Consider the following 14,098-nt stretch of genomic DNA (forward strand, 5'->3'; position numbering starts at 1 on the left):
TCAGCGTAAGTAGGCGGGCGTAATGATTGATCGTATATTTGTATACTGATTAATGGTTAATAGTTGCTTCACTGACTATTGACCGATAACAGCCTTTAAGTTACATTAACATGCTGGCGCGATTTATCAGTATCCACCTTTTTTCTTTCAGGTATCTGGTGTGAGTCCAGAAGTAACGGCTGTACTACAACGCTTGACAGAGCGTGGTAAAGTCCCTGAGGCATTGCGTCTAGCACATCTCATTGGCGCTGCTGTAGTCAAAGGAGAAAGCGGAATAATCGGCTTAAGCTTGATTTAGAAGGTTTTCCTACAGATGATTTAATTGCTAGAACTGTTATTGAGGTGCGCTAAGCGCGTTTGATTTGTGCAGCCAAATTTAAACATGAAATCAGAAGCCGTTCATGTATTTGTTTACGGAACACTGAAGCCTGGAGAGATCAATTATCAACGGTATTGTGCAGATAAGGTTTTGACAGTGAAACGGGCGATCGCATTTGGGAGGCTTTATCACCTTCCTGTCGGTTATCCTGCTATGACTCTTGGCGGCGATTGCGCGGAGCGCAGCGCCAAAGGCGATCGCGTTGAAGGCTTTGTCCTTTCGTTCCCTAATGTAGAAGTTTTAGATTATCTAGATTTACTAGAGGATTATCATCCTAGACGACCTATTGAGGAGAATGAGTACTATCGCCAGCAAATAGACACTTATAATTTAGACTTAACTTCTCTTAGTTCTGCTTGGGTTTACTTGATGACACCGAAACAAGTTAATACATTTGGTGGTCGGCGACTACCAAATGGTTGGTGGAGTAGTTGTTTACCATAATTCAATCACTCTTATTATTTGCTTACCTTATTCATGTCGGTAGTCGGCTTGATTAACAAAGTGCGGTTTTGGAGCAACTACTGCTGCTTTAGGGATTTCAACAACTGGACTATTCACCGCAACCATCAAAGTTTCGCTAGCTTCAGGTACTGGTTGCAGCCCAGCGATTTGAAGCGAAGGACGACCAGTAAATATACCCGATAAAGCGCCGACAAACATTGCAGCAACCGCTGTTCCTCCCCAAATCGCTACCCGCCGCGATCTTCGCTGTTCAATTCGAGTAAAGACTTGCTGGACTGTTTGTTCTACAGGCTGTTGTGGTGGTATTGGTAGGGTTCTTATACCTTGACGTAGCTTGAGTAATCTAGCGTATAAACGCTGAATTTCCGCATCGTTTGCTAGCCATTCTTCGACTTGCTGCCGTTCTGCTGCCGTTACCTCACCATCGAGAAAAGCACTTAATAACTCGAAGCGATCGCGCTGACATCTATCCATAGCACCCATTGGTTGATTAGTATAACCAGTGTGTATTGCTTGCGTACCCCTGTTGCGGGGTTGCTTACGTGGCAACTTTACCTCAGACGTCATTTTAACACTACTACCAAATGTGATTAGGGGAACACACTAAATATTCACGCCAGCTAATTGCTGCTTTTATTAATCTTCAAAGACACTGATGTTTTGGAAATCTCCTTTAGGACATAATCCTCCTCTACTTTTTTACCTATCTTTATAAAGTCAAGGATTGCTAACCATCTAAGTACTGTTGGAGCTGTGATTGTAGTCTAGAGCGTGCTCGCGCAATTCGAGACTTCACAGTGCCCAAAGAAACACCAGTAATCTCGGCAATGTCTTCGTAAGCCATACCTTCGATCTCCCGCAAGACGATTGTGGTGCGAAAGACTTCTGGTAAGTCCGCGATCGCTTCTTTGAGTTGTTCGTAGAACTCTCGTGTTGTTAACTCCTCATCAGGACTGGGGTGATCTCCTGCTATTTCCCAATCCATATCTCCATCTTCCACAGTACGAGGTGCATCTAATGACAACGGGCTAGCATTCCGCTTGCGTTTCCGTAGCTCGTCATAGAATAGGTTTGTAGCAATTCGACTCAGCCAGCCGCGAAATTTAACTGGGTCGTTTAAGCGCTTGATGTTGCGATAAACACGAATCCAAACTTCTTGGGCTAAATCTGCGCGATCTTGCCAGTCGGGAGCCAGATGATATAGAACTTTATCGACATGGGACTGATACCGACGCAGCAATTCAGCAAATGCATTTCGTTCTGGGCGTAACCCAGCTTGACAACGCAAAATTAAGTCGTAGTTAGATAAGTTATCGATTTGCACTGGTGTTTGAGGAACATTTGCCTCAACAGATGACCAGCTTACAGGAATTGATTGACTCATAAAAGCCACTGGCTCAACACATCCCTCACTATTAGACATCACTAATGCGGGGAAGTTCCCTACCTGAGTGCCAGATTTATCACTGGCTCATTAGAGGGGTCAGGGACGAGGAGTGTTAGCGTTAGCGAAGCGAGGCGAAGTCCGGAGTGAGTGAAAGAGTGGTTAGTGGGAGAGAGTAGGAGTGTGGGAGAGATTGAGAGATTTAATTGCTATTGTTCCCAACTACTCCAAATACCCGCCTACCCTACTACTCAACTCCCCTCCGACCTCTTCTTGGCTACCATGGAATTGAAGCAGCAGGTAAGGACGGTATTTTTGAGCGATTCGCAGCATTAACTAATCGCGTAGGTGTTTCTCCTATGCGATAACTCGGATAAGTCACAGTTTTATTTGGTAGGTTAACTCCCAAAAACAAATTAAGGCAAAATGTAACTGTGACCGCTAATACAAGTTTCTCTAGCATCACTTTTCCTCACGCCACACTATTCTTGCTGAATCACAAATTTTGATACTTGAGTTTGCAGTGCTAAACCAAGTACCAAAAAATATGACGGAACTCCTAAATATAATGTGCCTTTGTTAAAGCAAAAAATGCATAAAAAACTCGTGAAGCTTTGTTAAAGTTCTGTCTTAGAATCAAAGGACGAATCAGATTTTTCAGTAGCTATTTGTTCTTCGTAGTTAGGTGCATAAGCTTGAAGTAAGCTACTAACTTGTTTGAGAACTTCATTGCCAGTATTTTTACTAATAGCTTGTCGCTCAGGGAAGAACTCAGGTCGATCTAAACTACGAGCGATCGCAGCACTGACTTGCTCGCGAATTAAATCTTGTAGTTCTTCACTAGCACGCTGGCTTTGATATTTAGCACCTTCTTCTGTTGTGGCATACAAAGGAGGAAGGCGATTTAAAGCGTAAGCAGCAATATCACCTACATCGATGGTGTGTACACTTGTCACTTGAATTTCTGCTACCCGTGCGATCGCTTCTGTCAGTACCAATTCTTCCATCACGTTGATGAATTGCTTGCGTGGTACTGCTACAACTTCTCCTGTTAATAGCGCTCCCATTAATTTGTCGAGTGCCATGTAATCTTCAATGGAAAGTTCCGCTGCAGTGTCACAAATTCGACCAACTTCGGCCTCCATTGCTGGTGTTAGATAACCATCATGCAAAGCTTGTTCTACTATTTTCTGAATACTCATAACACTTTGAGACTCCACGGCGCTTGCTCACATAGATCGCAGTAACCCTAGTTTGATTTTTCCCCGCTCTACCAGCAAAATGATCAAGTTCAACCTGAATTAATTAAATCCTCGTTCGCGCCAAGGTACAGGATCGACCGATTCTCCATGAACGTATAGCCCCCAATGTAAGTGAGGACCTGTAACTGCACCTGTGGAGCCTACTGCACCAATGACTTGACCTGGTTTAACCATATCTCCCTCTTTAACATCAATTCTGCTTAGGTGTAAGAAAGCACTCGTCACACCTTGACCGTGGTCGATGCCAACAATATTGCCATGAATACGAAAGCCTTGAGATACTGTTCCTACCAAAGCAACACGTCCTGATGCTGGAGCAAAGACAGGCGAACCAACACCACCAGCATAGTCAACACCACGATGGTAATAGTCTTTGGCAAATTTGCCGTTGTAGTAGCGACGAACACCGTAAATTGCACTAATACGCCCTTTATTTGGCCTTGTAAATGGACCATTCCAGTATTTTTGTGGCGTTACCAGCTTTTTAAACTCTGCCACGCGGTCAAGTTCGTACTGTGTTGCGCTAGTTCCTGCTTTTCCTGGGGGAAGATTGATCCGCTGGATAGGGAATGAGCGATTCTTTACTTGTACTGCTAAATTACGTACCTGATCGCCAGCGTTGACTCGAATTTGACGTACTCCTGGTTGTTCTAGGGGCGTTGTCGGTAACATTGCCCGAAATCGATTTGGGGCAATTTCAAAGGTAGGGTAAGTTTTCTGATTGATTGTAACTGATGGCTCACCTGCTTCGCGATTTTGCTCAATCAAAAGTGTTAGTGTATCTCCCAAATGAGGATTGGTTGGTGATATCTGCACTTGCATAGCCTGACTTGGAGTTGCCACAACAAGCAATATTATGATGCTGCTGAGTAACAAGATGCTTTTAAAAAAACGTGAGTTTAGTTTCATCGTTGCTAAGTGGCGATCGCACACTTGGTATAGTCATTGCAGTCAAGAAAACCAATAATAACAATACCAACATAGAGTAGCTTATCTTTTTTGATTTTCACTGATATTACTTTTTTAAGTGAAAGTAAGTATAAAAATCACTGAAATCCCTTTTTATATATAAAGATTTTTTATAAGAAATGCCAAACGTTACACTAATAAAAAAACATGAAATATTTAATTAGCTTTTTATATTTTTATTAAGTTAATTTAAATACAAAGACTTAAATAATTTCTAGCTTAAGAGAGGGCATGAGCCGTTGTAAGTTTTTTAATGACTTTCCTTGCCAGGGAATTTCTTGAGAACCAATGACGATCATCTGACTATTTTTTTTCTTGCGGACATTAATTACAAATTTTGATAACATACTAATACCTGAACTGTTAAGAAACTCCAATTTCTGCAAGTTTAAGATTATGATAGATGGATCTTGATCTGTTACACTATTAAGGATCTGCTCAATCGGAGCATATTCTTCTGCTCCACTGAGACGAAGTGAACCTTGAAATATCACTGTAGCAGTAGAGACATCATAGAGAACACTATAACTTTTACCTTCTATTTTCATTACATCTAGTATTTTTTCATAGTTGATTAAGTAGTTTATACTATCAACTGCACCATAGTGGTGACAATTACCTGATGTGAGTTATCTTGACCTTCCTCAAATTTCCAACCTAGCTTGGTTGTATAGTCGTTAAGGATCGTTAGTAAACCCAATCCAGAGCAACTAGGTTCTTTGTCTGTACTTTTTTCTAGTTGACGAATATACAAATCATCTAAATCAGAGGTTTGTAATATGTTTATATATGATTGGAAAACTTCAAATTGTTGATAACTGATACTATTAGAAATGACAAAAATAATTCTGTCACTATGCAGATGTAATTGAATACTGATAGGAGCAGAATTTTCATAACTAAACTTCATGGAATTTTCTAATAACTCGTTAGCAATATAGCTAACAGCACTTTTTAGCTCAGTTTGCTTCTGGGCTATAATTGAACTATCATCATTGCCTGGAAAAAACGTAGTTAGGTAATTGGCAAGAAAATCAGCCGAAATTCCATTATTCCGCCATCTCTGCTGGAGTGAAGTAGAACTGGGTGAAAAGCCAACAATTAAATATTCTTGATTAAGAGGCAGACAGGTTATAAAATCTCCAATTATTTGAAACATGACTCATTTATAGTAATTATTTTTAGGATTAAGTGGTAAGCTATTTTTGTTTCAGAATTACTAAAGTGATATCATCATAGATTTTATGCGAACCAACATGCCGGCAGACATCATCAATAACAATTTGCCTAATTTCTTGAACTGATTTATACCAATTTTGCTTAACAACTTCACAAAGTCTTTCTAGTCCGTAGTGAACACCTAAAATATTTTCAGCTTCAGTAATACCATCGGTATATAGTACTACTACATCACCAGCTTCTAACTGAATTTGAGTTTGGGAAACAAAGCCTTCAATGCTTTCCTCCAGCCCTATTGGAAAGCCTAAATTTATAGTGTTAATGCATTCTAAAGTTCCATTAGAGCGGATGACAATAATTTCTTCGTGTTGCCCGCTTAAATTTAATTTACCGTTATGATAATCAACTAAAGAAAGAGTTAAATTCTTACTAGAATTCATGCGTTGAATATTATTATAAATTGTCCGATTGAGAACTTCTAGAAATTTTTTAGGGTCAGTTTCGTTGTTTTCCATAAGAGTTCTTACGGCGGTTTGCACCATGAGCATTAGAACTCCACTTTCTAACCCATGCCCAGTGACATCACCAATACCAATTTTGACTCGCCCATTAGTTTGTAAAACGTCGTAGTAGTCGCCGCCTACTTCGTCTGCTGGTTCCATATATCCAGCAATATCTAGTCCTTCAATTTGACTTAACTCGTGATCTTTAGGTAAGATCATTTGCTGTAATTTACGTGTAACTTCGAGTTCAGCACTCAAGCGAAGGTTTTCAGCTTTAAGTCGTTTATTAAGAAGAGTTATTTCTTGATTAGCACTGTTAAGTTGAGCTAAATATTCTACTTCGCGATCGCGCAAGCGTTTTTTTTCTAAGCAAGCCTCAATGCGGGCGCGTAGCAAGATTGAATTAAAAGGCTTTGTCAGGTAGTCTTCTGCTCCCATTTCAATGCATTTAACAACACTATCAATTTCATCTAAGGCTGAAATTGCGATCGCTGGGATGTGTCGAAATTGCTCGTGCAACCATTGTAATACCTCATATCCATTAACTTCTGGCATAAGGATATCGAGCAGAATCAGGTCATAGTTTGCTGTTTTAATCATTTGAATTGCTTGCAAACCGTTAGCAGCCGTTGTGACAGTATAACCTTGCGCTATGATGAGTCTAGAAAGTAAATCACGATTACTTTCGTTATCGTCAACAATTAAGATATGTCCTGAACGTTCTGCTGGCTTTTTCTGACGATCTTCTAAATAAATGGCATCTGTGATAAAATCTTTTTTAATAGATGTAGTTAACTCTAAATAAGAATTCTTCTGTGCAGTTTTAATATTCTGCAACTGGAAATAACGTTCAACTATATTAGTAATGTTATGAATTGTGCTTAGTAGTGATTGAGTAGCAGTATGAATTTTATCTACATCAGTTATCAGTTCTGTTGTAGCTTGTTTTAAGAGATGTTCGCAACAATCAATGACTATTTTTAAAAAAGGTTCTAGTTCTAGAGGTAAAATTTCACTTACTGTAACTATACTAAGATGTGAATTAGTAGGCAAATTAGCTGGATCGAGGTGTTTATTAATAAGTGTTAAAAGTTGAATGCCACAGCTAAAAATTTGTTTTAATTTAGAAATTATGAATGAGTCAGAGTCAGTTGCTATTTCTTCAAGCAACATTTCACTATAACCAATGATGGCATTAATTGGCGTGCGTAATTCATGTCGCAGATATGAAATTAAAGCCAGTTGTGTAGAGTTATCGTTCTCCATACTATTGATTTGCTTTCCTTAGAAGAACCTCAATTTTTTCTAGTAAACGTGGTAACTCGATTGGTTTAGTATCGTACTCGTCGCATCCAGCGGTAAGTGCTTTCTCGCGATCGCCTGACATTGCATGTGCAGTCAAAGCAATGACTGGAATATTTTGAGTTTGAGGATTCACTTTTAGTTGTCGAGTTGCCTCCCAGCCGTCAATGACTGGTAAACTCATATCCATCAAGATGATGTCAGGATTTTCTGAAGAAGTCATTGATAAGCCTTGAGCACCATCAACAGCAAATACGATATCGTAACCTTTACGAGTTAACCGCCGAGAAAGCATATCTCGATTCATGTCATTGTCTTCGACTATCAGAATTTTGGTCATCGATTTCACCTAAAGCTTTGAGTATGACTGATTCATAATTCTCGAATGCACTCCTGCTGCTGCTCAAGAAACTCCCGACTTAATTACTAGCTATGCCACTATGACTGAGTAGTTATCAAAGTTTTTTGAAGATTGACTGCTTGTGACAATAGATAATGAACTTCTTTGAGTAAGGCTTGGCGATCGTAAGAACCTTTTTCAAAGACTTTGTAAACATGCTGTTGCAATCTTTGTTGTTCTTCTGTCACTTCTTTAGCAGTAATAACAATGACGGGAATTGATGCCCACTGCGGAGTTTGACGGAGAATATGAATAAATTCAAAGCCATCCATTTCTGGCATCATTAAATCAGTAATAATTAGTCCTGGAGTATTCACTTGGAGCAGTTCTAATGCTTTACGCCCGTTTTCGGCTTGAATAACTTGCCAGCCTTCTTTTTCAAGTTGACGACCGATCATCTGGCTGGTGACTTTATTATCTTCTACCATCATCACAGCCTTAAAAGATTGTGCTGCATGGTATTTATGCAACATTGCCATCAAACGCTCGCGATCAACAGGTTTAAGAAGATAATCAGAAGCGCCCAGACTATAGCCTAAATTTTTGTCATCGACAATAGTTGTCATAATGACTGGAATATTAGCGACTTGAGGATCGGCTTTCAGCGAGGCTAACACTGTCCAACCATCCATACCAGGCATCATTACATCAAGAATAATTGCATCAGGTCTTATTTCTTTAGCTAGTGATAAGCCAGTAGCGCCACTACTTGCGGCGATCGTCTGAAAACCCTCTTTATTGAGGTAGCGTTGGATCAAGTCTTTAATGGTTTGATCGTCATCAATCACAAGGATGGTGGTTAATTGGCAAGAAGAAGATTCCGCGATCGCAATTTTTTCAGTCGCTGCATCGCTAAAAGATTCAGGAATTTTAGTTGGTAACTCGATGATAAAGGTAGAGCCTTCACTTGGTGTACTACTTACGCTGATATCACCTTCCATTAGCTGACAAAATCTTTTAGTAATTGCTAGTCCTAAACCAGTTCCACCATATTTACGCGTTGTCGAAGCATCTGCTTGCGTAAAAGCTTGAAAGATTTTTTGTTGTTGTTCTAGAGTTAAGCCAATACCTGTATCTTTGACTTGAAAGCGAATCCAACCTTGGTTATCTTTTGTGTAGCGATTAACTGTCAGGACGATTTTGCCTTTCTCTGTAAATTTACAAGCATTACTGAGAAGATTAAATAAACTTTGACGCACCTTTGTGAGATCGGCATACATTGTACCTGCGCATTCAGGACAATTGACAATTAGAGCATTGTGATTTTTTTCAGCCAAAGGAGCGATCGTATTGATAACTTCATTAACAAGTGTCGTGATTTCAAAAGTTTCTTGATAAAGTTCCATCCGACCAGCCTCAATTTTAGACAAGTCAAGAATGTCGTTAATCAGGGACAATAAATGTTTACCTGCATTATGAATTTTGCGCAAGTCTGGGATAAATTCTTCTTGCTCCAAATCTTGTGCTTCTTCTTGCAACATTTCGCTGTAGCCAATGATTGCATTTAAGGGAGTCCGCAATTCATGGCTCATATTTGCTAAGAATTCACTTTTAGAACGATTAGCAGCATCAGCAGTTTCTTTAGCTTCTTTCAGTTCAGCAGTTCTTTCTTCAACCCGCAATTCTAGTTCTTCGTTAGTCTTTGCTAGCTTCTGAAAAGATTCTCGTAACTGCTGTGCCATTTTGTTAAATAGGTAGGCTAAATGACCTAATTCATCTTGCCGAGATACATCTAGCTCAACGTTTAATTCACCTGCTGTAATAGTTTCAGTTGCCTCCATCATGTGAGTCAAGGGTTCAGAAATCTGCCGGCGTAAAATTAGAAAAATGATCGCAATTTCAATGGCTAGTGAGATAAGTCCTAAAAAAAGAATGAGCCGAGCACTAGAGAAGGCTTGCTGTTGAAGGAGACTTTTAGGATAAACTGTGACTAAATACCAATTAGGACCATCAATTTTAGTCACGGCTAAGTATTGATTATCCCTGTAATCATCAACAATGACTTGATTAGCTTGCTTATGCTTTACTAGTTTAAAAATATTATGTAAGTTAGTATTACCTGAATGCGAAATGTTAAATTTTCCTTCTCCATCTTGAATTTCTTGCATAAAGTCAGGATGTGCTATCAAACGCCCATCTTCGCGAAAGATTATATTGTATGTTCCTTTTAAAGCATCTTGAATCGCGCGATCGCGTAATTCATCAATCAGAATATCGTGTCCAATTGTTGCAATGTGCTTACCATTTATATCTACTGGTGTAACGCAGGAAGCCATCCATCGCTTTGCAACTTTGTCGTAATATATACCAGACCAAACAGTTTGACGCTCTGGATTTTGGATTTTGTTAGTAATATAAAAAGACTCATCATCAGTAACTCGAAATGATTTATCTGAAGGAGCACTCTGTGTCCAAGCATAACTAGGCATATAAATAGCAATTCCGTTTTCTGGAATTTGCATATAAGTGTTCACAAAGCGGTTGCGCCATGCAGGACCATAAGCACTAAGTAGCTCAAAGTAAGCAACCACACGACGGCGTATGTCAGCGTCGATATGAACATTGCTACCTAAGAACACTCCAGGAATCTTCTGTAGTTCAAAATTTTCAGGACGGTTGCGAGTAGTGCCATCAGGCATTTTGATAAATAGCTGTTCAAACTTGCTTTGAGGATCTTGTGTTTTCTCCTGAAATGTTTCCAAAAGAGCTTGTTTGAGTATGACGTGATTATCTTCTGCCAAGCTAAAAATAGCTTCTTCTCTTTGTGCTCGCGAGAGAGCATACTTTTCAATTTGTGTTAGAGTCTGTGCTGTAATACGCGAAATCAACTGAAAGTATCCTACCCCAGTTGAGGCAACAATGACTGCGCCAATACTAAGTGCTGTTTTGATGAGAGTTTTGCGCGTTAATGAGCCTGTATACTTACTTTGATGAGAACTATCCCTCCCAGATGCACAAACAGGGGTTTTTACTTTATTTATCCGATTTGCGTTCATTCACTAACTCTTGGACTTGCTTGGGTGTTGTTTGGAGCAATCTACTAAGCCTGCTAACCTAGCAATTAGGTTCAATTCAGTTAGAAGTCATAGAATCTCATCAGGGCAAGCTTAGTCGTACGTTATTAGTTTGCCCAAACCTTATTGCTAAACTCACCCTGATGAATAATCTGAGAGTAATAATTTTTATTGAATTTTCGTCAGTCTATCTAGACTGAGATCAAGCCTCCTGAGTGAGTAGTTAAGAGTTGCGACTTGAGGGAACCACGATACTTGAGTAAGTGTGAAAAGTTATTAAGCAGTAACTCATCATCTACAGGAGGACACGTTAGATTGCTAGCAAAAGTGTTTAAGGTTTCTTGTGAATCAAAGTAAAACGCTCCCAATAGTTTTTGAACTAAGTACTGATTAGCAAAAAGACCTGCTAAGGGGGTTATGGTATTGTCTGAGGTCTGAGCAGCAAGCTTGAGTAGCTGAGAATACCAAGTAGTGTAAGAGTCTAAGTAAATTGAGTGACCCATCTTATTCAGCCATTTAATAAGTTGCTTCCACTCGATTGGTTCTGGATTGACTAGATGAAAAGCTTGAGTACAGGGTTCTTGCTTCTGTGACAGTAAAACAATTGCTTGACTGACATAATCTACTGGTACAAGATTCAACATTGCGTCTATGTCAGGAGCAACTCCCATCTCCAGACAACCCTTAAGCATTAAGGTAATGAATCCATCAGTTAGGCAAATGCCTGTTTTGCTATCTCCAACAATATTACTTGGTCGGTAGATGGAAATAGGTAAGCCTCTAGAAGCAGCTTCCATCAATAATTTCTCAGCCATGTACTTAGTTTGGGCATAGCCGTTACCAAGAGAAGTTGTTGGACCTGCAACATCTTCTTCTTTGATTGTTCTGAGCGTAGGGCTGCTAGTGGCAGAAAAAACGTCGATTGTTGAAATAAAATGTACTGGTTTAGTTTTAGTTTGGCTTGCTAAGCGTAAAATCTCTTGAGTACCTAAAACGTTAGCAGCTTTCAAAGCTGAGTAAGGATATGCTACGTTAACCCAAGCTCCACAATGGTAGATTAAATCAATTTTTTCTGCTAGTCGAGCAAACTGTTCAGGTTTGATGCCTAGATAAGGCTGACTCAAATCACCTAGAACAGGTATAATTCTTGTACTTAAGCGATCGCTCCAGAGTCCGTAACGCTTTAAAGCATTTTGAATTTTTGCCCGAACTTCCTCAATGCTACTGGCGCGAACAAGACAGTAGATGTCTGCACGAGTTTGCTGCAATAACTCATAAAGCAGATAAGCACCTAGAGTACCAGTAGCACCCGTTAGAAAAATTTCGGGAATAGGTTCAGTTAAGATATTTTCAGGATAAATAGCAGAATCTAGCTCTACTTCTGTTTCCTCATTATTAGTTAATTGAGCAACATCTGCATGACAAAGTGACTCAATATTTTGAGCCATTCCCGCGATAGTTGGCATTTCTAAAAAACTTGCAAGGGGTAGCTTGATGTGAAAAATTTCATTAACCTGATGAACAAGTTGAATTGCCAGCAGGGAATGCCCGCCTAGTTCGCAGAAGTTGTCATAGATACTGGGTTGATCTACTCCAAGTAGTTGACTCCAAAGCTCAGCTAATTGTGTTTCTCTAGAGTTACGGGGTGCCACATAAATTCCCTGTTCCATACAAGTCCACTTAGGGATAGGTAGTGCACGACGATCAATCTTGCCGTTGAGAGTGAGTGGTAATTCTTCCAAAAAGACAAATGCTGCAGGAATCATAAAGTCAGGCAACTCCAGCTTAAGAAAATCACGCAAATCGCGGATCATCAAATTTTGTCGTATTGGTTCTGAGGTAGAATTCGGAACTACATAGGCAACTAATCGTTTGTCGTTTGTAGAAACCTCACGGGCAACTACTACTATCTGACTTACTTTGGGATGTTTTACTAAGACTGACTCAATCTCTCCTAATTCAATACGAAAGCCGCGAATTTTAACCTGGTGATCGATACGTCCTAAGTATTTGAGATTACCGTCAGGTAAACGAATTGCTAAATCTCCAGTTTTGTAGAGTCGCGAACCTGGCTCGTTGCTGAAAGGATTGGGAATAAATTTCTCATCGGTCAAATCTGGACGATTGAGATAGCCTCTAGCTAAACCTGCCCCAGCAATATAAATTTCACCCTCCATTCCATCTGATACAGGTTTGAGTTGGGAGTCTAGCAGACAAATTTGAGTGTTGGAAATTGGACGACCGATTGAAGGAGTTTCGGTGGCACCTTTTTGCATTAAAGCAACTGTGGAGTAGGTAGTGTCTTCAGAGGGACCATAAAGGTTACATACTTGATGAACATGATCTAGCTGATAAAGTTGCTGTACTAAGCTATTTTGTAGCGGCTCTCCAGCAAGGTTGATCGTCTCAACAGAGGCAGGAATTCCCTTCATCCGAAGTAAGGTAGCGATCGCTGAAGGTACTGTATTAATTAAAGTGACTTTTTGTGCTGCTGGTAGATCTGGTAATTGCAAGGCATTTTGTGCCAAGATTACCGTTCCTCCACAACTTAAAGTAACAAACAATTCAAAAATTGATAGGTCAAAGCAAAGTGAAGTAGAAGCTAACACTCCTTGTAGCTGCTTAGCGCTAAACCATTCTTGTGCCCAATCTATGAAAGCTACTGTGTTACGATGTTCAATTGCTACTCCTTTTGGTTTACCTGTCGAACCTGATGTGTAAATGACATATGCAAGGTTGTGAGATTCGACCCCACTAAAAGGGTTATTTTCACTTTGTTGGGCAATTTTTTCCCAATCTGCGTCTATGTAGAGCGAATGTCCTTGATGTAAAGGAAGCGAGCGTGCTAATTTTTGTTGTGTCAGTAAAATAGGAATCTGAGTATCTTCAATAGTAAATGCTAGGCGATCTTTAGGATATGCAGGATCGAGAGGAACGTAGGCACCACCAGATTTGAGAATACCGAGTAGGGCAATAATCATCTCTATAGAGCGTTCAACGCAAACTCCTACTAAAACATCTGGTTTGACTCCTAATGATTTGAGGTAGTGAGCTAGTTGATTTGCTTTTTCGTTGAGTTCGCGGTAAGTTAATTGTTGATCTTGAAAAATAACAGCGATCGCATCGGGTGTTTTTGCTACTTGAATTTCTACGAGTTCGTGGATTAAAACGCCTTGATTAGAAAATGAGTTGTTTGACATTGTAATTTGCTTATTAATGTAAATAGTTAAATAGCTAGTAG

General features: G+C 39.7%; 12 protein-coding genes and 1 pseudogene. 2 read left to right on the forward strand and 11 right to left on the reverse strand.

Annotation, left to right across the window (positions count from 1 at the left end; genetic code table 11):
* Nucleotides 1–112: 112 nt before the first annotated feature.
* A pseudogene (locus CSQ79_RS12730) lies at nucleotides 113–298 on the forward strand (endonuclease dU); the annotation flags it as partial.
* 84 nt (nucleotides 299–382) lie between these two features.
* Nucleotides 383–823: a gamma-glutamylcyclotransferase family protein gene (locus CSQ79_RS12735; protein ID WP_099701549.1), complete on the forward strand. Its 441-nt coding sequence runs from the start codon at nucleotides 383–385 to the stop codon at nucleotides 821–823.
* A gap of 27 nt (nucleotides 824–850) precedes the next feature.
* Here the strand turns inward: CSQ79_RS12735 and CSQ79_RS12740 are convergent, their stop codons facing one another.
* The 11 genes from CSQ79_RS12740 to CSQ79_RS12790 all read right to left on the reverse strand — a co-directional run bounded on the left by CSQ79_RS12740 (nucleotide 851) and on the right by CSQ79_RS12790 (nucleotide 14,057).
* Nucleotides 851–1,411: an anti-sigma factor family protein gene (locus CSQ79_RS12740; RefSeq protein WP_099701550.1), complete on the reverse strand. Its 561-nt coding sequence runs from the start codon at nucleotides 1,409–1,411 to the stop codon at nucleotides 851–853.
* A 160-nt stretch (nucleotides 1,412–1,571) separates the two neighbouring features.
* The gene (locus CSQ79_RS12745) at nucleotides 1,572–2,228 is read right to left on the reverse strand and encodes an RNA polymerase sigma factor SigG (RefSeq protein WP_099701732.1); all 657 of its coding nucleotides are present in this window, start codon (nucleotides 2,226–2,228) and stop codon (nucleotides 1,572–1,574) included.
* Nucleotides 2,229–2,505: 277 nt separating this feature from the next.
* Nucleotides 2,506–2,691 carry a QAALIT motif small membrane protein gene (locus tag CSQ79_RS28895; RefSeq protein ID WP_099701551.1) on the reverse strand — a complete coding sequence of 62 codons (186 nt, stop codon included), beginning with the start codon at nucleotides 2,689–2,691 and terminating at the stop codon, nucleotides 2,506–2,508.
* Nucleotides 2,692–2,845: 154 nt separating this feature from the next.
* On the reverse strand, nucleotides 2,846–3,430 hold the full coding sequence (locus tag CSQ79_RS12755; protein WP_099701552.1) for a late competence development ComFB family protein: 585 nt from the start codon (nucleotides 3,428–3,430) through the stop codon (nucleotides 2,846–2,848).
* Between the two features lie 99 nt (nucleotides 3,431–3,529).
* Nucleotides 3,530–4,399: a M23 family metallopeptidase gene (locus CSQ79_RS12760; protein WP_099701553.1), complete on the reverse strand. Its 870-nt coding sequence runs from the start codon at nucleotides 4,397–4,399 to the stop codon at nucleotides 3,530–3,532.
* Nucleotides 4,400–4,662: 263 nt separating this feature from the next.
* Nucleotides 4,663–5,007 (reverse strand): slr1659 superfamily regulator, encoded by a 345-nt coding sequence (locus CSQ79_RS12765; RefSeq protein ID WP_099701554.1) that lies wholly within the window; start codon nucleotides 5,005–5,007, stop codon nucleotides 4,663–4,665.
* 35 nt (nucleotides 5,008–5,042) lie between these two features.
* Complete coding sequence (locus CSQ79_RS12770; protein WP_099701555.1) at nucleotides 5,043–5,618, reverse strand: slr1658 family protein; 576 nt, start codon at nucleotides 5,616–5,618, stop codon at nucleotides 5,043–5,045.
* 40 nt (nucleotides 5,619–5,658) lie between these two features.
* Entirely contained in the window at nucleotides 5,659–7,407 is a 1,749-nt protein-coding gene (locus CSQ79_RS12775; RefSeq protein ID WP_099701556.1) for a SpoIIE family protein phosphatase, read from the reverse strand.
* A 1-nt stretch (nucleotide 7,408) separates the two neighbouring features.
* Nucleotides 7,409–7,783, reverse strand: coding sequence for a response regulator (locus CSQ79_RS12780; protein ID WP_099701557.1), 375 nt, complete (start codon nucleotides 7,781–7,783; stop codon nucleotides 7,409–7,411).
* Nucleotides 7,784–7,881: 98 nt separating this feature from the next.
* Nucleotides 7,882–10,839, reverse strand: coding sequence for a response regulator (locus CSQ79_RS12785; protein ID WP_099701558.1), 2,958 nt, complete (start codon nucleotides 10,837–10,839; stop codon nucleotides 7,882–7,884).
* A gap of 209 nt (nucleotides 10,840–11,048) precedes the next feature.
* A complete protein-coding gene (locus CSQ79_RS12790) occupies nucleotides 11,049–14,057 on the reverse strand; it encodes an amino acid adenylation domain-containing protein (RefSeq protein WP_099701559.1) in 3,009 nt (1,002 codons plus the stop codon).
* Nucleotides 14,058–14,098: the final 41 nt, after the last annotated feature.

The sequence above is a fragment of the Gloeocapsopsis sp. IPPAS B-1203 genome, assembly GCF_002749975.1.
Lineage (GTDB): Bacteria > Cyanobacteriota > Cyanobacteriia > Cyanobacteriales > Chroococcidiopsidaceae > Gloeocapsopsis.

Bases quoted from the DNA above. Each gene is read 5' to 3' on its own strand.
- CSQ79_RS12735 (WP_099701549.1), top strand. From the start codon at position 383: ATGAAATCAGAAGCCGTTCATGTATTTGTTTACGGAACACTGAAGCCT.
- CSQ79_RS12740 (WP_099701550.1), bottom strand. From the start codon at position 1,411: ATGACGTCTGAGGTAAAGTTGCCACGTAAGCAACCCCGCAACAGGGGT.
- CSQ79_RS12745 (WP_099701732.1), bottom strand. From the start codon at position 2,228: ATGAGTCAATCAATTCCTGTAAGCTGGTCATCTGTTGAGGCAAATGTT.
- CSQ79_RS28895 (WP_099701551.1), bottom strand. From the start codon at position 2,691: ATGCTAGAGAAACTTGTATTAGCGGTCACAGTTACATTTTGCCTTAAT.
- CSQ79_RS12755 (WP_099701552.1), bottom strand. From the start codon at position 3,430: ATGAGTATTCAGAAAATAGTAGAACAAGCTTTGCATGATGGTTATCTA.
- CSQ79_RS12760 (WP_099701553.1), bottom strand. From the start codon at position 4,399: ATGAAACTAAACTCACGTTTTTTTAAAAGCATCTTGTTACTCAGCAGC.
- CSQ79_RS12765 (WP_099701554.1), bottom strand. From the start codon at position 5,007: ATGAAAATAGAAGGTAAAAGTTATAGTGTTCTCTATGATGTCTCTACT.
- CSQ79_RS12770 (WP_099701555.1), bottom strand. From the start codon at position 5,618: ATGTTTCAAATAATTGGAGATTTTATAACCTGTCTGCCTCTTAATCAA.
- CSQ79_RS12775 (WP_099701556.1), bottom strand. From the start codon at position 7,407: ATGGAGAACGATAACTCTACACAACTGGCTTTAATTTCATATCTGCGA.
- CSQ79_RS12780 (WP_099701557.1), bottom strand. From the start codon at position 7,783: ATGACCAAAATTCTGATAGTCGAAGACAATGACATGAATCGAGATATG.
- CSQ79_RS12785 (WP_099701558.1), bottom strand. From the start codon at position 10,839: ATGAACGCAAATCGGATAAATAAAGTAAAAACCCCTGTTTGTGCATCT.
- CSQ79_RS12790 (WP_099701559.1), bottom strand. From the start codon at position 14,057: ATGTCAAACAACTCATTTTCTAATCAAGGCGTTTTAATCCACGAACTC.